The following is an 18,054-nucleotide window of genomic DNA, read 5'->3' on the forward strand; positions in this document are numbered from 1 at the left end:
CTAAACTCGTGGGTTAATTAAAGCAGACCTAGAATGTCTGATTCTTTCATGATCAACAGCTCTTCGCCGTCAAGTGTCACTTCTGTGCCGGACCATTTTCCAAACAGAACTTTGTCGCCAGCTTTTACAGACATTGGGATCAATTCTCCGCTGTCTTTGCGAGCGCCTTCGCCTGCAGAAATGATTTCGCCTTCGGCTGGTTTCTCTTTTGCTGATTCTGGAATGATCAGGCCGCCTGCGGTTTTCTCTTCGCCTTCTATGCGACGAACCAGTACACGGTCGTGTAGAGGTGTAAATGCCATTGGATTGCTCCGTGTAAGTTATAACTGGAGGAAAGGGAATTATTAGCACTCTCCTCCATTGAGTGCCAACGCAGAATTTGTAGGCACTGTATTTATCCCTGTCAAGCGCTAAACCCTATGCTTTTGGGCCCAAAATCAGCGCCCGCGTTTCAGGATGAACAGCCCAGATAGAACAACGATAATGCTGCCAATAATCATGGTCGTATCCAGCGTTTCATCAAAGAATAAAACCCCGCAACCCAACCCAAAGACTAGCCGTGTATAGCGAAACGGCGTGACAGCCCCTACATCCCCCGTGCGCATGGCATTCATCAGAAACGTATAGGCCAACACGCCAAACAGCACCGATACAAGTAATGCGCGCACCCACCCCCAACTTAATACTGGCATCGGTTGCCCTTGCCACAGGGCAAACCCTGCCCCAACCACCGCCATGGTCAAAAACCCATACAAGCCCAACAGCGTGGTGTGAATGGTGCGCGGCGCGGCGCGGCTGGCCAAATCTCGCCCCGCAAAACCAATCATCCCCATCACCGCAAAGAGCGAGTAAATGGTAAAACTATCCGAGCTAGGCTGAATAATCACCATCACCCCAATAAACCCCAAGAAAATCGCCATCCAACGGCGCGGGCCGATATGCTCGCCAAAGAATAGGGCCGCCCCAGCGACCACCACAACCGGTGTTGCCTGTAGAATCGCAGTGGCCGATGACAAAGGCGCCAGTGCCAAAGCCAGCGTGTAGAACAAACGCCCCGTAGACTCAAACAGCATTCTGGTGCGCATCGGCGGCGAAAGCACCTCTGGGATATATAACCGGCGGCCCTGCGCGCGCGCGCAACATGCGAATATTATTGCCCCACAAACCCCAAACAGAGCCATCGCATATCCAATAGAAATGCCCTGCATCGCACGCTTTAAGAATACATCCTCTAATGCAAAACAGGCCATAGCGGCAATCATCCATGCGGCACCGATCAGGTTGCTATTGGCGAGTTTGGGGGGCGTATTCATAATTAAACACAGGTCTCATAAGTATCTTTGCCGTTTAGATATGGTGGCGGCGGAAATAACAAGAGGTCTGTGGCGCCCAAGGTTTCATATTTCCATTTATTCGATAACCTGCTAGGCCCAATTTATGACAACTATTATTAAGAACCTTGCCGAAGTTTCCGCCACCTATGACGCCGTATTCTGCGACCTGTGGGGATGTTTACACAATGGGGTTACGCCCTTCCAAGCCGCAGTTGATGCCCTGTATGAATACCAAAAGACCGGCGGCATTGTACACCTGCTGACCAATTCGCCCCGCCCCGCATCGGCTGTGTACCCACAGCTGGATCAAATCGGCGTACCGCGCGATTTGTACCACGGGATCACCGCCAGTGGTGATGCATCACGTGCGGCCCTTGCATCTGGCGCCTTTGGACAGCGTGTCTATCACATTGGCCCTGATCGCGACGAGGCGTTTTTCCAGGGGGTCGATACCGAAGATTTCTATCAAGGGTTGGATGTGGAGCGCGTTCCCCTTGATCTGGCCGAGGGCGTGGTGTGCACTGGATTGTTCGATGACAATACCGAAACGCCCGAGGACTACCGCGAGGTGTTGCTGAATATAAAAAACCGCGGGCTGAAAATGCTCTGTGCCAATCCAGATATCATGGTGGACCGCGGCGATCAGCGGATATATTGCGCTGGTGCAATTGCCGCGACCTACAACCAGATGGGTGGCGAAGCGCATAATTTTGGCAAGCCACATGCACCAATCTATGATCTGGCGCGCAACAGAGTAACGGCACAGGCTGGTCGCGTGATAGATGATGCAAAAATCCTATGCATTGGGGATGGCATAAATACCGATATTCGCGGTGCGCTAGGGGAAAACATGGATTGCCTCTTTATCACGGGTGGGCTTGCGGCCCAAGAAACCGGAACAGAGACCCAACCCAACGAGCAAAAACTTCAAGCCTTCTTAGATGCGGCACAGATGAACCCAACATATTCCATTGGATTCCTAAGATAAGAGACCAGCCATGCGGATCATAAGAGATTATCAATTCATCGCCCCCGAAGATCGCGGCGCGGCTGTTGCCATCGGAAATTTTGATGGGGTGCATCTCGGGCATCAGGCCGTATTTGATCTGGTGCGCAAGGTGGCGGGGGATGCCCCCTTGGGGATTCTAACCTTCGAGCCCCACCCCCGCGAGTATTTCGCACCCGATGCCCCTGCTTTTCGATTGATGAGCGCTAATGCCAAGGCTCATCGCCTAGAGAAGCTGGGTATTCAACATCTGTATCAGCTGAACTTCAATGCCGCGCTTTCTGCCCTTACAGCCGAGGAGTTTGCACGTGATGTGATCGCAGATGCACTTGGCCTGTGCCATGTGGTGGTGGGGTCTGATTTCAAATTCGGTAAGAACCGTGAAGGCAGCGCCGAAGATTTGATACGTTTTGGCGCGAAATACGGGTTTCAGGTGACGACATCAGATTTGCTTTGTGAAAATGGCGAGGTTTTTTCATCCACTGCTATCCGTCGCGCATTAAGCGAGGGTCGCCCGGAGGATGCTGCGCGCATGCTGGGCCATTGGCACCGTATCGAGGGGCGCGTTATTCATGGCGATCAACGCGGTCGCGAGCTTGGTTTTCCTACCGCCAACCTGTCAATTGATGGGCTACATCCGCCCAAATACGGGGTCTATGCAGTGACAGTCGATATCCTAGATGGTCCATCCAAGGGGCGCTATTTTGGGGCGGCCTCAATCGGCGAACGCCCGACCTTTGGTGTATACAAACCCAACCTAGAGGTATTTTTATTTGATTTTTCGGCCGATATTTACGGTGCCAGTATCTCCGTGGCCTTGGTCGATTATCAGCGCCCAGAGCTGAAATTCGATGATCTGGGTGCCTTGGTGGAAACCATGAATGCCGATTGTGAACAGGCGCGAGAGACCTTGGATAATATGTATACAACCGCGCTATAGTCTCTCGATCTGTGCTGCGTAATCCTTCGCGGCCTGTGCGCCGACTGTGCTCAAATCATAGAGCCCACGCTCTACACGATAAAACCAACCATAATAATCACGCGACAGCATTGTGGGGGCCTTGGTAATCCCCTGCGCCACAAAATCCTTGGGACGGGCTGGGCCATTTTTTGACATGTGTTTGACGATGCGCAGAACATCCTGACGATAGGCGGTCATCACGCTGCGCCTTGTCTGGCCACCGGTATTTGGATCGCCAACTCTCTTGTCAAATTCGCCCAGCAATGCCGCCCGGCGTCTCTTGTTTTTGCGCGGTTGATAGGGCGCGGGATCACAATGAACGATGACTGACCCATCAGAAACGCGCACTGATAGGATACCTACACCTAGGCGCCGGCACAATTTGCACGCGCCTTTTATCTGGGTTTGAAACCTTTTACCCTTACCGCGCGGGATGGCGATGTACACAGTATCACTTAGGCTTTGTCGATCTACGGCCTGTATTAGCAAATCCACTGATAAACTTGTTTTTAGCTCGACTATCAACGGCGGTAAATCTGCTTGTACTGCTACAACATCACATTCCAAAATTTCGGATTTCACATCAAAGCCCCGCGCCTGTAGGAAAGCCTTGATCGGAGGATATAATTCTGTTTCAAGCAAATCTGGGGTTTTCTTTTTCTGTTCTGCGTGTTCAGTAGACCTGATGACGGATAAAAACACAACGCTACGTGCCAAATTTTGGGAAAAATATGACCTCGCCGATCTAACCCGCCCCGAGTGGGAAGCGCTATGTGATGGCTGTGGAAAATGTTGCCTACTTAAGCTGGAAGATGAAGACACTGGCGACATAGCCTACACCAGTGTCGCCTGTCGTCTGTTTGATGACAGCACCTGTCACTGCAAAAATTACGCCCTGCGTAAACAACTGGTGGCGGGCTGTGTCGTTCTTACCCCTGAGAATATTTCACGCATTGCATATTGGATGCCAGAAACTTGTGCCTATCGGTTGCGCTATGATGATGCGCCATTGCCTACATGGCATCCGCTGATTTCTGGTGACAAAAACACGCCTCACACATCTGGCAATTCGGCCAAAGACCGTACAATTCCTGAATTCGAGGTCGCAGAAGACGACCTCGAAGACCATATCATTGGAGATTTTTAGATGTTTTTTGCCTCAGACAACGGTGCCCCAGTTCACCCCAGCGTCTTGAACGCCCTATCCGAAGCCAATACGGGATATGCAGGCGGGTATGGCGCTGATGCGCTGTCACTTGAGGTAGAAGAGCGCATTCGCACCCTGTTCGAGGCACCTGAGGCACAGGTGTTTCTGTTGCCCACAGGCACGGCGGCAAATGCGCTGGCTCTGGCCACTATATGCCAACCTTGGCAGACGATATATTGCCATCGCAACGCCCATATCGAAGAGGACGAAGCCGGCGCGCCCGAGTTTTACACCAATGGTGCCAAAATCACTTTGGTAGAGGGAGAACATGGCCTGATCGATCCGGCTCTGTTATCCGCTGTGATTACCAACGCCGCCGCCTCTGGCGTGCATAACGTACAACGCGGATGTCTTTCGATAACCACCGCAACAGAATGCGGCACTGTGTATTCCCTTGACCAGTTAAAAACGCTGACATCGATCGCGGCCAAGTTTGATATGCCCTGCCATTTGGACGGGGCGCGTTTTGCCAATGCGCTGATAAAGCTAGGCTGTAGTCCCGCAGAAATGACGTGGAAGGCTGGGATTGATATCCTGTCTTTTGGCGGTACAAAAAACGGCCTGATGGGGGTGGAAGCCGTAGTGATTTTTGATCCCAAAACCACATGGGAATTCGAACTACGCCGTAAGCGCGGCGGGCACTTGTTTTCCAAACACCGCTATCTGGCGGCACAATTCAAGGCATACCTAGACAATGACCTTTGGCTGACGCTTGCACGCCAAGCAAATGCCAGCGCGCAGACCTTGTTATCAGAACTTGCGAGCGTTGATAACTTTTCCTGCCTGCATCCGGTGGACGCCAATCTACTATTCGTGGAATTTCCACGCGCGCTGCACCGCAACCTTGCCAAAGCCAAGGCGCAATATTATTTCTGGCCCTTCAACCAAACATTGGAAGGGCCAGATCACGAAATGATCTCTGCGCGGCTGGTTTGTAGCTGGTCAACGACGCAGGATGATATCCGCAAATTTATTGGTGCAATACACGCTTAAAGTCACAACTCCGCAAGATAGTCATCTAGGTAGCCGAGCCGGTCTTGGCCCCAAAACACCTGCCCGTTGATCACATAGCTGGGGGCCCCAAATACGTTGTTCTTGACCGCATCTTCGGTATTTTGGGTAAACTCTTGGGCACTGGTCAACATATCGCTGTCTGCCAGAGCGGGATCAAACCCGTTGGCGCTTAGAGCCTCGCGGATTACATCGTCTTGCGAGATGTCTTTGTCTTCTACCCAGCAAGCCCGCAGGAAAGACTGGCAAAGCCCACCCAGATCTCCCCCACCTGCCCTCTGTGCCGCAATCACGGCATAGCAGCTGGGCACCGCATTTGTGGGCCAAAAGGCTGGCGTCTCGGAAATGGGCATATTGGTAGCTTTGGCCACGCGCGCCAATTCCTGGGCGCGGTAGGATTTGCGCGAGATATGGCGCTGAGCCGGTGGTGTGCCACCAGTTTGGGCGAACACTTCCATCAAGGCCATGGGTTTATAGGTGATTGTTGCGCCGTGTTTTTGCGCGATTTCTTCCAGCCTATTCCCTGCTAAATATGCAAAGGGTGAGAGCGGGAAAAAATAGTAATCAATATGTGCCATTGGGTTTCCTTTATTGCTTCAGAACGACGCTATCAGGGTCGATCACACTAGGCAAAAGCCAATTGGAATGCTAAGGGGTGCGCAGGGGAGAATCCCGTCACAACTCTGTTACATCAGGCATCTGGAGCCCAGAATGAACACTTTGATCGAGCCCAAAATTATCACCGGAAATTCTAACCCGCCATTGGCCAAAGCGATCTCTTCGCGCATGTCAATGTTGCGTGGCAAGCCCGTTTCGTTGATTGATGCACGGGTAGAGCGCTTTAACGATGGCGAGATATTCGTCGAGGTTTACGAAAACGTACGCGGGGAGGATATGTTTATTTTACAATCCACCTCGAACCCCGCAAATGACAACCTGATGGAGCTGTTAATTATGGCCGATGCGCTGCGCCGCAGCTCTGCCGATCGTATTACCGCCGTGATCCCCTATTTTGGTTATGCACGCCAAGATCGCCGTACCAAGGCCCGCACACCGATTTCTGCGAAATTGGTAGCCAACCTGCTAACCCAAGCCGGTGTCGAACGAATTTTGACAGTTGATCTACACGCCGCACAAATTCAAGGTTTCTTTGATATCCCTGTGGATAACTTGTATGCCGCGCCTGTTTTTGCGCTGGATGTTATGCATCATTTCAAAGACATGAGCGATGTCACCGTGATCTCGCCAGATGTGGGCGGGGTTGCCCGAGCGCGTGAGCTGGCCAAACGTATTGGCGCAGACCTGGCGATTGTGGACAAGCGCCGCAACAACCCCGGTGAGATAGCCGAGATGACCGTTATTGGGGATGTAACGGATCGACGTTGTATTATCGTAGACGATATCTGCGATACGGCGGGAACCCTGTGCAAGGCGGCGGAAACCTTGATAGAGCAAGGCGCTAAAGAAGTGCACTCTTATATCACTCATGGTGTTTTATCGGGCCCTGCGATTGAGCGGATAGAGAAATCAGTTATGAAGCAATTGGTGATTACGGATTCTATTCAAATCAGCCCAGAAGCGGCGGCATGTTCAAAAATCAGAACCGTGCCCTTGGCGCCTATGCTGGCGCAAGCAACCTTGAACATTGCCAATGGCACCTCTGTATCATCCTTGTTTGATGAGGACACTTTGGGCCCATTGTACCAAGGCACCTATTAACGCGTTGATGCCCCATGCCATGTGATATGGGGCACGACCCGCACAGGTATCAATCGATATCAACCCAATCGTCATCGTTGAACGTAGGGCCAATGGCCAACCAGTGCATAGAGGCACGGGCGATTTTAGTGTCGCCCCATGTTTTAAAGATAGCAGTGAACCCCTGTTCGCTGACTTCTTCTACCAAGAGATCGAAGCGCTGATTTGAGTTTTGCGCCATATCCATCATTTTCAACGAAACATGAACGCTTGGCTCTTCTCTAAAAGCTGTTGGGAAATCCACCCTAACACGACGCGCGCGTTGGCCCTTGCCGGTCCACATTGATCCGCCAGAATCAAAATCAGAGAAAATCAAGACATCGCCTTGATCCACCCCGATCACACTTGAAAATATCTTTTTCATTCAAACCCTCTGTCCAGATAAAATCAGAATTTTAGACAGAAAAAAAGCCCCAATTCATGGAGCTTTTCTAAATCACGATTATTTCGAAGGTGTTAAACCAGCTCGAGCAAGGCCTTTGTATCTGCGATACGCTTGTGTGCCGCGTCTTTTTCTGATGGATCAGCAGTCTCTGCAGCGGTTGTTGCCGCCTCGACCAAGCCATCAACCAATTCGCGGGTTACATCCGCCACTGGTAGGGCCTGTTCCGCCAGAACCGATGCATTGGTCGCAGACAGCTCGACAAAGCCACCGGTAACCAAATACTCGCTGGTTTCGTTACCGGCCACCACCCGCAATACGCCTGGGCGCAATGTGGTAAGAACCGGCGCGTGATCAGCCATTGCAGTAAAGTCGCCATCGGCACCCGGAATTTGAATTTCGGATGCCTCGATAGAGGCCAGCTTACGCTCTGGTGACACTAGGTCAAATTGGATCGTAGCCATGTTTTTGGCCCCTTTCGATTAGGCGGCTTCTGCCGCCATTTTTTCAGCCTTAGCGATAACATCTGCAATGCCACCAACCATGTAGAAGGCTGCCTCTGGCAGGTGATCATATTCGCCTGCAACAACAGCCTTGAATGATGCGATAGTGTCTTCCAGAGGCACCTGAACACCGTCAGAGCCGGTGAATACCTTGGCCACATCGAATGGCTGAGACAAGAAGCGCTCGATCTTACGTGCACGTGTCACGGTCATTTTGTCGTCTTCCGACAATTCGTCCATGCCCAAAATCGCGATGATATCTTGCAATGACTTGTAGCGCTGTAGGATTTGCTGAACGTCTGATGCAACTTGATAGTGCTCCTCACCAAGTAGCAATGGATCTAGCAAGCGAGATGTTGAACCAAGTGGGTCAACCGCAGGATAGATACCTTTTTCAGAGATCGCACGATCAAGAACCGTTGTCGCATCCAAGTGCGCAAACGATGTCGCTGGTGCCGGGTCAGTAAGGTCATCCGCAGGTACGTAAACCGCTTGTACAGATGTAATTGAACCCGCTTTAGTTGACGCAATACGTTCCTGCATCGCACCCATGTCTGTTGCCAATGTTGGCTGGTAACCCACCGCAGATGGAATACGACCCAATAGCGCTGACACCTCAGCACCCGCTTGTGTAAAGCGGAAGATGTTATCAACAAAGAATAGAACGTCTGAACCAGATTCGTCTCGGAACTGTTCCGCAAGAGTTAGACCCGTAAGAGCAATACGCATACGTGCTCCTGGAGGTTCGTTCATTTGGCCGTAAACCAGCGCAATTTTTGACTCTTCCATGTTGTCAGGCACGATAACACCAGATTCGATCATCTCGTGGTAAAGGTCATTACCTTCACGTGTACGCTCGCCCACACCCGCAAATACGGACAGACCAGAGTGCACTTTGGCGATGTTGTTGATCAATTCCATGATCAAAACGGTTTTACCAACACCCGCACCACCGAACAGACCAATTTTACCACCCTTTGTGTAAGGTGCCAAAAGATCCACAACCTTGATACCTGTTACCAGGATCTCAGATTCTGTGGCTTGGTCTTCGAATGCAGGGGCCTCGCCGTGAATCGGGCGTGATGTTTTGGTTTTAACAGGGCCCAGCTCGTCAACAGGTTCGCCTGTCACGTTCATAATACGACCCAATGTCGCGGTACCTGTTGGCACAGTGATCTGGCCTGCGGTATCTGTTACCTCTTGGCCGCGCACCAATCCTTCGGTCGCATCCATCGCAATTGCACGAACAGTGTTTTCGCCTAGGTGTTGTGCAACCTCTAGGACCAATTTTTGGCCATTGTTATCTGTTTCAAGAGCGTTCAGAATTTCTGGAAGTGCGTCTTGAAACTGTACGTCAACAACAGCGCCAATAACTTGGACGATCTTGCCGACGTTTGCTTTTGCTTTCGCCATAATAGTTTCTCCGGTTTCTTAAAGCGCTTCCGCGCCCGAGATAATCTCGATCAATTCGTTTGTAATCGCGGCTTGACGTGAACGGTTAAATTCAATCGTCAGTTTGTCGATCATGTCGCCAGCATTGCGGGTTGCGTTATCCATCGCGGACATACGCGCACCCTGCTCTGATGCACCGTTTTCCAGCAAAGCTGTGAAAACCTGGGTGGATAGGGCACGAGGCAGCAAGTCTGCCAAGATTTCTTCCTCACCTGGTTCGTAATCATACAAAGGAGCATCTGCACCTTCTTCTGTTTCAAACGATGCAGGGATCAGTTGCAGTGCTGTTGGAATTTGGCTCATCACTGATTGGAACTTGTTGTAGAAAATCGTCGCTACATCAAATTCACCAGCGTTGAAGCGGGCAATGACATCAGTTGCGATATCAGAAGCATTAGCATAGCCAACTTTTTTCACTTCTGAAAGATCGATGTGATCTATCATTAAATCGCCCAAGTCACGTTGCAATTGCTCGCGACCTTTTTTCCCGACGGTTAGGATTTTCACGGTTTTTCCAGCTGCTTGCAACTCTTCCGCTTTGGCGCGAGCCAATTTAGCGATTGAAGAGTTAAAGCCACCACACAAGCCACGTTCAGCGGTCGCAACCACCAACAAGTGAACTTGATCATCACCAGAGCCAGCCAGCAACTTTGGCGCGCTATCAGAACCAGCTGAAGCGCCTGCCAAATTTGCCATCACCGCATTCATGCGGTCAGCATAGGGGCGGCCTGCTTCGGCCGCCTCTTGCGCACGGCGCAGCTTTGCAGCTGCAACCATTTGCATCGCCTTGGTGATCTTGCGCGTTGACTTAACGCTGTCGATCCGTGTTTTTAGGTCCTTGAGGTTTGGCATCTATCCAAACTCCTTGTTCCAAAAGGCTTCAGTTACGCGAAATCTTTGGCAAAAGATTCAACAACGGCTTTTACGCGATCTTCGGCTTCGCCCTTAAGTTTCGGATCATCAGTTTTGATCCACTCAAGAACATCAGCGTGGTTTGTGCGTGCAAAATTCAGCAATCCGTCTTCGAAGGCGCGTACTTGGCTAACCTCGATTTTATCCAAGTAACCTTTGGTACCTGCGTAGATTACCAAAACCTGCTCGGCGGTTGTAAGAGGCGAATACTGAGGTTGCTTCAACAACTCAGTCAAACGCGCACCACGTGCCAGCAATTGCTGTGTAGAGGCATCAAGGTCTGAACCGAACTGCGCAAATGCAGCCATTTCGCGGTACTGAGCCAATTCCAATTTAATAGAACCCGCAACGGATTTCATTGCATTGGTTTGCGCAGATGAGCCCACACGAGAAACAGATAGACCAGTGTTAACCGCAGGGCGGATACCTTGGTAGAACAATTCAGTTTCCAAGAAGATCTGACCATCTGTAATCGAAATAACGTTTGTTGGAATAAACGCAGAAACGTCACCGCCTTGTGTTTCAATCACTGGCAACGCAGTCAATGAACCGTTACCTGACGCATCACCCAATTTCGCAGAACGTTCCAGCAAACGGGAGTGAAGATAGAAAACGTCACCTGGGTACGCTTCACGCCCTGGTGGACGACGCAGTAGCAATGACATTTGACGGTAAGCAACAGCTTGTTTCGTCAAATCATCATAAATCATCAAGCCGTGCATGCCGTTGTCACGGAAGTGCTCGCCCATTGATGTCGCGGCGTATGGCGCCAAGAACTGCATCGGAGCAGGATCAGAAGCGGTGGCCGCAACAACGATTGTATATTCCAATGCGCCTGTTTCTTCCAACTTCTTAACAAGCTGTGCAACAGTTGAACGCTTTTGACCAACAGCAACGTAGATACAGAACAATTTTTCTGAATCGTCTTTGGCCGCATCGTTGTATGCTTTTTGGTTCAGGATTGTATCCAGCGCCACAGCAGTTTTACCTGTTTGGCGGTCACCAATGATCAACTCACGCTGGCCACGGCCGATTGGGATCAATGCATCAACAGACTTCAGACCAGTCGCCATCGGCTCGTGAACTGATTTCCGTGGGATAATACCAGGGGCCTTCACGTCAGCGGTTGAACGATTTTTCGTTTTGATTGGGCCCTTGCCGTCGATTGGGTTACCCAAACCGTCAACAACACGACCTAGCAATTCTGGGCCTACAGGCACGTCAACAATCGCGTTGGTACGCTTAACTGTGTCGCCTTCTTTGATTGATTGGTCAGACCCGAAGATAACAACACCAACGTTGTCTGATTCTAGGTTCAACGCCATTCCGCGGATACCACCGGGGAATTCAACCATCTCACCAGCTTGAACATTGTCCAACCCATGCACACGCGCAATACCGTCACCTACCGACAATACGCGGCCTACTTCGGCAACTTCAGCCTCTTGACCAAAATTCTTAATCTGGTCCTTGAGGATCGCAGAAATTTCTGCAGCTTGGATAGCCATTATCCGACCTCTTTCATTACATTTTGAAGATTTGAGAGTTTCGATTTGATCGAGCTATCGATCATCTTGGAACCCACTTTTACGATCAATCCACCGATAAGAGTTTCATCGATGGAGCTGTTTATGATTACATCTTTGCCCACGGTCTTTTTCAAGGTCGCGGCCAATTTCTTTTCCTGAGCGGCCGTTAGCTTCTTAGCGGCAACAACATCTGCAGTAACCTCGCCATTTTCCTCGGAGATCATATCCTTTACGGCTGTGATCAATGCAGGCACCACAAACAGACGGCGCTTTTGCGCCATCAACCCAAGGGTGCTGCCCAACAATGGTGAGAGTTTCATTTTCTTGGCCAAGGCAGCAACCGCGCCTGCGGCCTCTTCTCGGCTATAAACTGGTGATTTAATCAAATCCTGTAAAGCAGGGTTATCAGCAAGTGCTGCACCCAATGCATCAAGATCCTTTTCAACCGCTGGTAATTTCTTGGCGTCTTTCGCCAGATCAAACAGTGCCGTTGCATAACGCGCGGCGACGCCTGATGATATCGAAGCTGTGTCGGACACGTGCATCCTTCCGATATAAGTGGGCCTAGGCCCGTTCCCAAATTAAACTAGATGGCTTGCACCTAAGTTTACCCTAATCTCGGCGCGTGATATCAAAGCTAGGTCCACTGTGCAACTGTGATAAATAGGCCCGTTACATGGCCCAACCCAATGTTTTCAACGACTTAGCAGATTGCCGCGACAATCTGCGCAAAATCCATGTGCAAAATGACCATAAATTGGCAAATCATTCCCGCGAAAATTGCCGAATCTTAACAAATATTAATGCGATCTCTGATTTTCTCTTTAAATCTCTATAGATCTCGACAACTATAATTGAATCACAAAACAGTTCCCGGCCCCAGTCAGATTATGTAATTTTGCGCCAAAATCGTGGGTTTATCATTCTAAAATTGACCTTAGTAGAAATTGTCGACACTCTGGCATCATAATTGACCATGATTGGAACACGATATTATGAAATTTACCGCGCTCTTTGCTTTTCTTGGGATGATCAGCCATCCCGCTTTGTCTCAAGAGGTGATCGAACTCGAGGATATCGCTGGACTTCATTCCGCCTATGTGATCCCCATTCACGAGCGCAACCGTGTGGATGTTCAGGTTATCATTCTATCAGGCACCTATGACGAGGGCGAGGTTTCTGGGATTGCGCATTACACCGAGCATCTGGCCGCACTTTCGGCGGATAAGGCGGTGCTACAGCAACCCCGCCAACGCGATCTGAATGCCTCTACCTCGCCGATTTCCATTGTTCATACCAATTCGGGCACCCCAGACGAGATCGACAAGATTATGTCTTTGTCGCGCGCAGTGCTGGATACACCAGAGCTTACGGTACCCTTTCAGCTCAGCGAGATTGATATCGTAAAGCGTGAAGTGTTTTACAAAGAGCGGGTTGCCCCGATCCGTTGGCTGCGCCGGCGCTCATTGCAAAACCTCTATGGGGCTACATCTGGGCGCGCCGAAGACCCGATTGGCGATATCGAACAGATCACCATCGAGGGCGCCCTAGATTTCCACGCCCAGCATTACACAGCATCGAACACCATGATCATTATATCTGGCGATATCGATCCCAGTCTTGCACAGCAAAAGCTGTCAGAATATTTTGGCGATACCGAAACCACCCGTCAGGTTCCTGATACATGGCTTGATCTGCACCCAACACCCGGTCTGCATCATGTTGAAAAAATCACCTCGGATCGATTGCTAGACGACAGTATCTCATTCTCGAAATTTTTCGAATTCCCAAACCCCGAGGATGTGCTGTCGATGCAGGCCTCGTTTTTCATCGCATCAGATATCTATAACTCGCATCTTAATCGCGCACTTTATCTAGAAGGGTTTATCGCTCAGAACTTTTCGCAAGGGTCATATTTGGCTGTGGATGGTGATTTGGAATACAATGCATTTTTGGTACCCTTCGAGGGCGTTAGCCTAGAGGAGGCCTTGGCTGGGTTGGAAACCGCCATTGCGAACCTCCAAGATGCCACCATCACCAGTGACGAAATCGCCATCGCCCGCGCCAAAAACGTGGCCTATACCAAGTCCTTAGAAAACAGCCCTCGCGCTTATCTGGATTTTTTCCAGAACCTAGGCTCGGATGGATTGCCCCCCGTTTCCCCATCGCAATTTTCCCAGATGATAAAAGACGCCCCCGACAGCGAGGTGTTACGCTTCATCGAGGCCTTTGCATCTAACAGCCCAACAGCCGCCGTTTTAGCAAAGGCAAATTAACATGAAACTCTCACTTTTAACCGTTTTGTCCGTTGTTGTATCCCTTATCCTTGGCACCACACATAGCGCGACTGCGCAACAATCCTCTTATCCGATCACCATCCTAAGCGGGCTAGACCGCGGCCAAGCCAGTGTCAGCCTGGTCTGGAATATCAATTTTGAAAACGCCGCCCAAGAGCGCGCCCTGCATGTCCTGTTGTTAACCAAATTAAATGCAGGCTCCCCGGCACTGGATGCCAGCGAATCCCAAGACTTTCGTACAATCAACAGCGCGGAATTCCTGATCGGCGGATCGCCAAACCATTTGGTTTTAACTCTTTTAGCTCCGCACGAGACCTTTGATCAGGTGGTTGATCACGCCGCCGAGAAGCTGGCAAATAAGGAAATTGACCCCAAGTGGTTAAAACGAATTGCGCGCAATTTTCGCCCAATCCCATCTAGCAAGGTGCGTCGCCCAGAAAACGTAGAGGCCGAACTTACAAACTATATTCTATTTGGCGGTGATGGCGGCGCTACCCCCCCACTGACGGATGTCCATCAAATCATTTTGCAAGCACCAGATCAGATCATCTTAAATTCCCAAGAGTACAGCTTCGGGGATGTGCCCACGCGACTGAAGGATGCCTTTGGTCCGCCAACTACCGAAAACCAGGCCCTGCAACCGCATCAACCTAACCCCCTGCCCGCGGGGCTGATTTATGTATCAGACCCAGAAGCCTCGGAAACATTGGTATTTTTGGCCAACAGCCAAGAATTTAGCACCGATACCAACCAAGCCGCGGCAGATGTTCTGTACAAGTATATGGGCTATGGCCCAGGGTCAGAGATGTTTCGAATTGTGCGCCAAGAACAGCGGGCCTCTTATGATCCGCGCTCGCATTTTACACAGCTGGGCAACCGGCTGGTTCTCTCGGGGCTCAGCGCCACAACCGAGGCAGAAATCTGGCAGGACACCCACCAAGTGATTGAACAAATTTACCGCGATGCCCGCAACGGGAAAAGCACGGCCGAGGGCTTGGAAAATTCCAAGAATTCGATGCTTAATGCGTTGATCGGCAATTTACGTCGTGAACCCAACTGGCTGGCGGCGCGCTATCTAGAGCAGTACCCAGAACGTCCCCCAGAGGGCGCAATTCAATTAGGCCTATTGGGAGCCAGCTTTGACCTAGAGGTTGAGCAGCTAAACCAATTAGCGCCAGAGGCGTTGAAACCTATCGATCAGATGCTCACGATTGTTATGGGCGGAGGTACAGAGCCACCCGCGGAATTGCGCAACGGAAATTTTTGCCAGTTGGAGATCGGCCAGCCCCTATCGGTCTGTCTGGATCAGCTATCTGATTGATCAAGGGTTTGCGGTTTATAGCCGCGCACCGGTTGATTGGGCGGGGCCGCAATACCACCCAGTACCTTTAGCGGTCGCTTTACCGCCTGTCCCAACCCGACCTTGGGGCGGGCATAAACTCGTTTGGTGGCTTCGATCATCACCACACCAGCCGCCAAGGGCACAACGCCGCGCAGACCAAAGCCCTCCCAATATTTCGCAAATCGTAACCAAAATGGCCGGTGGCTGGGCGGAAAGAACAGCGCCGATACATGCCTCTCTACCAAAAAATTATGACTGCGCAATTGGGATTCCAGCTGACCCAAGCTGTAGGGGCGGCCAAATCCAAAGGGGGTTTTATCACTGCGCGCCCATAGGCCTGAACGATTGGGTACAATAAACAAAACCGACCCCCCAGGGCCAAGAACACGCCAGATTTCATTCAATAGCTCACTTTGATTATCGCAGGTTTCTAGCCCGTGCAGCACAACCAATTTATCAATGAATCCATTTGCAACGGGCCAAGATGTTTCTGGGGTCAGGACTGAATGATTTTCTTGCCCCTCGGGCCAAGGCATCACCCCTTGTTGTCCAGGCATCAGGCATAGAACACGCCGCGCGGGTTTTAAAAACGGACGCAACATCGGTGCTGCGAAACCAAATCCAGCAACAGTTTGACCCTTACTATCCCCCCAGATTTTTTCGACCTGTTCACGCAATGCACGCTGTGCGATGCGCCCAAGTTTGGTGCGATAATAAAACTTGCGTAGATCTATTACATCCAAGTGCATTGCGGTGCTCGTGCCTATCTGGTTTAGTCTGCCTATCTGTAACTGAATTGCGATCGAATATCTATGACCTTAGACATTACCATAATCCCCTGTTTGTCCGACAACTATGCCTATCTGCTTCGCTGTTGCGATACAAATGAGGTGGCGGTGGTGGATGTGCCCGCGGCGGGCCCGATTTTAGCAGAGTTAAGGCGCCAAAAACTGACACTGAGACAGATATTCATAACCCATCACCACGCTGACCACATTGATGGTGTGGCCGAAGTGGTTGCAAAAACAGGGGCCCGTGTGATTGGGGCGATGGCCGATGCCCATCGCCTGCCGCCATTGGATCATGCACTAAAGGATGGCGATACCCTTATGCTTGGGACCTGCAAGGCGGAGGTATTTGATGTTTATGGGCATACCATCGGGCATATTGCATTTCATTTTCCAACCGAGCGCGCAGTTTTCAGCGCCGACAGCCTAATGGCACTGGGCTGTGGGCGGGTAAATGAGGGCACCCATGATCAAATGTGGCAGACACTGTTGAAATTTAAGGCACTGCCTACGGATACATTGGTTTATTCGGGGCATGAATATACCGCCAGTAACGCAAAATTTGCGCTGAGTGTTGATCCACAAAACTCCGATCTGATTGCGCGCGCGGCAGAAATAACGGCCACCCGGGCAAGGGGTGAATTTTGTGTCCCCTCATCCATGGCACTAGAGTTGGCCACAAATCCGTTTTTGCGCGCCGATACCCCCACACTAAAGGCGGCAATCGGTATGGCAGAGCAAAGCGATGCCGCCTGTTTCAGCGCATTGCGCACCGCCAAGGATAACTTCTGATGGGTCTTTCAAATTGGTTTCCCCAATCCCCCGCCGCCGAGGTCCAATCTGGCACTCTTCAGGTTGGCTGGATGTTAACCGAAACCAAGGCAGGCATTGTCTATTACCCGCCAGAGCGGGTTCGCTCGGCCAGTATGAATAAGGGACATGCGAAATCTGCCTCTAGATGCCCTGCCATTATTGATATGGAAAGCCGCCATTTTGTTGTTCGTGTGCCCTTTGATTTACACCTGCGCTTTAGCCGCGATAAATCGGGCAAACCAGGGTTGCGGAATATTCTGGGCGATAAATCCCCAGTACGACCATCCATTTTAAACAAGGTCTTGCACGTGACCAAAGAAAGTGAGTGGCGATACGCAGACAAGCCGTCAATTCAGGTCAGCCTACCCTATCTGTTTATTGCAGACGAACCCACCTATATGACACAGCTTGATGCCTTTATGCATTATCGCAAAACGCCCCTACCAGGGACAATATTTGGTGGCCGCTTTCCGATCGATGTCTGGCCGCGCCCCTTGATGTGGGCCTTTGAGTGGCACGACATACAAGAGGATCTCATTTTGAAGCGCGGCGATCCGTGGTTTTATTTGAAATTTGAAACCACCCCCCAAAACCGGCCCGTTTCGCTGGTCGAGGCCACATCAACACCAGAACTTGAGGCCTATCTCAGGCATCTTTCGTCGGCAGTAAACTATGTTAACCAATCGTTTTCATTGTTTAAAGAGGCGAAAAAAGTGCGCCCCGCGCAACTGTTAGTCCCTAAAAAACACACAAAATAGA

20 protein-coding genes are annotated in these 18,054 nt (G+C 50.8%); 9 read left to right on the top strand and 11 right to left on the bottom strand.

What is annotated here, in order from left to right; genetic code table 11:
• Window positions 1-17 precede the first annotated feature (17 nt).
• Window positions 18-302, bottom strand: a complete 285-nt coding sequence (locus QQL62_RS11820) for a co-chaperone GroES (RefSeq protein ID WP_284379462.1) — start codon at window positions 300-302, stop codon at window positions 18-20.
• Between the two features lie 135 nt (window positions 303-437).
• Window positions 438-1,313, bottom strand: coding sequence for a DMT family transporter (locus QQL62_RS11825; RefSeq protein WP_284379464.1), 876 nt, complete (start codon window positions 1,311-1,313; stop codon window positions 438-440).
• 124 nt (window positions 1,314-1,437) lie between these two features.
• Here QQL62_RS11825 and QQL62_RS11830 point away from each other — a divergent pair, with 124 nt between their 5' ends.
• Window positions 1,438-2,322 carry a TIGR01459 family HAD-type hydrolase gene (locus QQL62_RS11830; protein WP_284379467.1) on the top strand — a complete coding sequence of 295 codons (885 nt, stop codon included), beginning with the start codon at window positions 1,438-1,440 and terminating at the stop codon, window positions 2,320-2,322.
• Window positions 2,323-2,332: 10 nt separating this feature from the next.
• Window positions 2,333-3,280 carry a bifunctional riboflavin kinase/FAD synthetase gene (locus tag QQL62_RS11835; RefSeq protein ID WP_284379468.1) on the top strand — a complete coding sequence of 316 codons (948 nt, stop codon included), beginning with the start codon at window positions 2,333-2,335 and terminating at the stop codon, window positions 3,278-3,280.
• Here QQL62_RS11835 and QQL62_RS11840 read toward each other — a convergent pair.
• Complete coding sequence (locus tag QQL62_RS11840) at window positions 3,275-3,943, bottom strand: DUF2161 domain-containing phosphodiesterase (protein WP_284379471.1); 669 nt, start codon at window positions 3,941-3,943, stop codon at window positions 3,275-3,277. The two genes, QQL62_RS11835 and QQL62_RS11840, sit on opposite strands and share 6 nt — an antisense overlap.
• Window positions 3,944-3,986: 43 nt before the next feature.
• On the opposite strand from QQL62_RS11840, the gene QQL62_RS11845 reads away from it, so the two are divergent.
• Complete coding sequence (locus tag QQL62_RS11845) at window positions 3,987-4,448, top strand: YcgN family cysteine cluster protein (protein WP_284379473.1); 462 nt, start codon at window positions 3,987-3,989, stop codon at window positions 4,446-4,448.
• Window positions 4,449-5,501: a threonine aldolase family protein gene (locus tag QQL62_RS11850; RefSeq protein ID WP_284379475.1), complete on the top strand. Its 1,053-nt coding sequence runs from the start codon at window positions 4,449-4,451 to the stop codon at window positions 5,499-5,501.
• Window positions 5,502-5,503: 2 nt separating this feature from the next.
• Here the strand turns inward: QQL62_RS11850 and QQL62_RS11855 are convergent, their stop codons facing one another.
• Window positions 5,504-6,097: a 2-hydroxychromene-2-carboxylate isomerase gene (locus QQL62_RS11855; RefSeq protein ID WP_284379478.1), complete on the bottom strand. Its 594-nt coding sequence runs from the start codon at window positions 6,095-6,097 to the stop codon at window positions 5,504-5,506.
• A 133-nt stretch (window positions 6,098-6,230) separates the two neighbouring features.
• Here QQL62_RS11855 and QQL62_RS11860 point away from each other — a divergent pair, with 133 nt between their 5' ends.
• Window positions 6,231-7,238 carry a ribose-phosphate pyrophosphokinase gene (locus QQL62_RS11860; RefSeq protein WP_284379480.1) on the top strand — a complete coding sequence of 336 codons (1,008 nt, stop codon included), beginning with the start codon at window positions 6,231-6,233 and terminating at the stop codon, window positions 7,236-7,238.
• Window positions 7,239-7,287: 49 nt separating this feature from the next.
• Here QQL62_RS11860 and QQL62_RS11865 read toward each other — a convergent pair whose 3' ends face one another.
• From QQL62_RS11865 to QQL62_RS11890, 6 genes are all read right to left on the bottom strand, one after another.
• The gene (locus tag QQL62_RS11865) at window positions 7,288-7,641 is read right to left on the bottom strand and encodes an H-type lectin domain-containing protein (RefSeq protein ID WP_284379483.1); all 354 of its coding nucleotides are present in this window, start codon (window positions 7,639-7,641) and stop codon (window positions 7,288-7,290) included.
• Window positions 7,642-7,733: 92 nt separating this feature from the next.
• Window positions 7,734-8,123, bottom strand: coding sequence for a F0F1 ATP synthase subunit epsilon (locus QQL62_RS11870; protein WP_284379486.1), 390 nt, complete (start codon window positions 8,121-8,123; stop codon window positions 7,734-7,736).
• Window positions 8,124-8,141: 18 nt separating this feature from the next.
• Window positions 8,142-9,575 (bottom strand): F0F1 ATP synthase subunit beta, encoded by a 1,434-nt coding sequence (gene atpD, locus QQL62_RS11875; protein WP_284379489.1) that lies wholly within the window; start codon window positions 9,573-9,575, stop codon window positions 8,142-8,144.
• Between the two features lie 18 nt (window positions 9,576-9,593).
• The gene (locus QQL62_RS11880; RefSeq protein WP_284379493.1) at window positions 9,594-10,466 is read right to left on the bottom strand and encodes a F0F1 ATP synthase subunit gamma; all 873 of its coding nucleotides are present in this window, start codon (window positions 10,464-10,466) and stop codon (window positions 9,594-9,596) included.
• Between the two features lie 32 nt (window positions 10,467-10,498).
• A complete protein-coding gene (gene atpA / locus QQL62_RS11885) occupies window positions 10,499-12,034 on the bottom strand; it encodes a F0F1 ATP synthase subunit alpha (protein ID WP_284379496.1) in 1,536 nt (511 codons plus the stop codon).
• Window positions 12,034-12,594, bottom strand: a complete 561-nt coding sequence (locus tag QQL62_RS11890) for a F0F1 ATP synthase subunit delta (RefSeq protein ID WP_284379498.1) — start codon at window positions 12,592-12,594, stop codon at window positions 12,034-12,036. The genes atpA and QQL62_RS11890 overlap by 1 nt, the downstream gene beginning before the upstream one ends.
• 456 nt (window positions 12,595-13,050) lie before the next feature.
• On the opposite strand from QQL62_RS11890, the gene QQL62_RS11895 reads away from it, so the two are divergent.
• Both QQL62_RS11895 and QQL62_RS11900 read left to right on the top strand, forming a co-directional pair.
• On the top strand, window positions 13,051-14,331 hold the full coding sequence (locus QQL62_RS11895; RefSeq protein ID WP_284379502.1) for a M16 family metallopeptidase: 1,281 nt from the start codon (window positions 13,051-13,053) through the stop codon (window positions 14,329-14,331).
• Window position 14,332: 1 nt separating this feature from the next.
• A complete protein-coding gene (locus QQL62_RS11900; protein WP_284379505.1) occupies window positions 14,333-15,673 on the top strand; it encodes an insulinase family protein in 1,341 nt (446 codons plus the stop codon).
• On the opposite strand, the gene QQL62_RS11905 is transcribed toward QQL62_RS11900, so the two are convergent.
• The gene (locus QQL62_RS11905) at window positions 15,658-16,443 is read right to left on the bottom strand and encodes a methyltransferase domain-containing protein (RefSeq protein WP_284379508.1); all 786 of its coding nucleotides are present in this window, start codon (window positions 16,441-16,443) and stop codon (window positions 15,658-15,660) included. The genes QQL62_RS11900 and QQL62_RS11905 overlap by 16 nt on opposite strands.
• Before the next feature lie 63 nt (window positions 16,444-16,506).
• Here QQL62_RS11905 and gloB point away from each other — a divergent pair, with 63 nt between their 5' ends.
• Window positions 16,507-17,274 (top strand): hydroxyacylglutathione hydrolase, encoded by a 768-nt coding sequence (gloB, locus tag QQL62_RS11910; RefSeq protein ID WP_284379511.1) that lies wholly within the window; start codon window positions 16,507-16,509, stop codon window positions 17,272-17,274.
• The gene (locus QQL62_RS11915; RefSeq protein WP_284379514.1) at window positions 17,274-18,053 is read left to right on the top strand and encodes a hypothetical protein; all 780 of its coding nucleotides are present in this window, start codon (window positions 17,274-17,276) and stop codon (window positions 18,051-18,053) included. The genes gloB and QQL62_RS11915 overlap by 1 nt, the downstream gene beginning before the upstream one ends.
• Window position 18,054: the final 1 nt, after the last annotated feature.

Source organism: Amylibacter marinus (assembly GCF_030160015.1).
In the GTDB taxonomy this organism is placed as follows: Bacteria; Pseudomonadota; Alphaproteobacteria; order Rhodobacterales; family Rhodobacteraceae; genus Amylibacter; species Amylibacter marinus.

Bases quoted from the DNA above. Each gene is read 5' to 3' on its own strand.
- QQL62_RS11870 (WP_284379486.1), bottom strand. From the start codon at position 8,123: ATGGCTACGATCCAATTTGACCTAGTGTCACCAGAGCGTAAGCTGGCC.
- QQL62_RS11830 (WP_284379467.1), top strand. From the start codon at position 1,438: ATGACAACTATTATTAAGAACCTTGCCGAAGTTTCCGCCACCTATGAC.
- QQL62_RS11855 (WP_284379478.1), bottom strand. From the start codon at position 6,097: ATGGCACATATTGATTACTATTTTTTCCCGCTCTCACCCTTTGCATAT.
- atpD (WP_284379489.1), bottom strand. From the start codon at position 9,575: ATGGCGAAAGCAAAAGCAAACGTCGGCAAGATCGTCCAAGTTATTGGC.
- QQL62_RS11900 (WP_284379505.1), top strand. From the start codon at position 14,333: ATGAAACTCTCACTTTTAACCGTTTTGTCCGTTGTTGTATCCCTTATC.
- QQL62_RS11860 (WP_284379480.1), top strand. From the start codon at position 6,231: ATGAACACTTTGATCGAGCCCAAAATTATCACCGGAAATTCTAACCCG.
- QQL62_RS11825 (WP_284379464.1), bottom strand. From the start codon at position 1,313: ATGAATACGCCCCCCAAACTCGCCAATAGCAACCTGATCGGTGCCGCA.
- QQL62_RS11905 (WP_284379508.1), bottom strand. From the start codon at position 16,443: ATGCACTTGGATGTAATAGATCTACGCAAGTTTTATTATCGCACCAAA.
- QQL62_RS11880 (WP_284379493.1), bottom strand. From the start codon at position 10,466: ATGCCAAACCTCAAGGACCTAAAAACACGGATCGACAGCGTTAAGTCA.
- gloB (WP_284379511.1), top strand. From the start codon at position 16,507: ATGACCTTAGACATTACCATAATCCCCTGTTTGTCCGACAACTATGCC.
- atpA (WP_284379496.1), bottom strand. From the start codon at position 12,034: ATGGCTATCCAAGCTGCAGAAATTTCTGCGATCCTCAAGGACCAGATT.
- QQL62_RS11820 (WP_284379462.1), bottom strand. From the start codon at position 302: ATGGCATTTACACCTCTACACGACCGTGTACTGGTTCGTCGCATAGAA.
- QQL62_RS11915 (WP_284379514.1), top strand. From the start codon at position 17,274: ATGGGTCTTTCAAATTGGTTTCCCCAATCCCCCGCCGCCGAGGTCCAA.
- QQL62_RS11850 (WP_284379475.1), top strand. From the start codon at position 4,449: ATGTTTTTTGCCTCAGACAACGGTGCCCCAGTTCACCCCAGCGTCTTG.
- QQL62_RS11895 (WP_284379502.1), top strand. From the start codon at position 13,051: ATGAAATTTACCGCGCTCTTTGCTTTTCTTGGGATGATCAGCCATCCC.
- QQL62_RS11835 (WP_284379468.1), top strand. From the start codon at position 2,333: ATGCGGATCATAAGAGATTATCAATTCATCGCCCCCGAAGATCGCGGC.
- QQL62_RS11845 (WP_284379473.1), top strand. From the start codon at position 3,987: ATGACGGATAAAAACACAACGCTACGTGCCAAATTTTGGGAAAAATAT.
- QQL62_RS11865 (WP_284379483.1), bottom strand. From the start codon at position 7,641: ATGAAAAAGATATTTTCAAGTGTGATCGGGGTGGATCAAGGCGATGTC.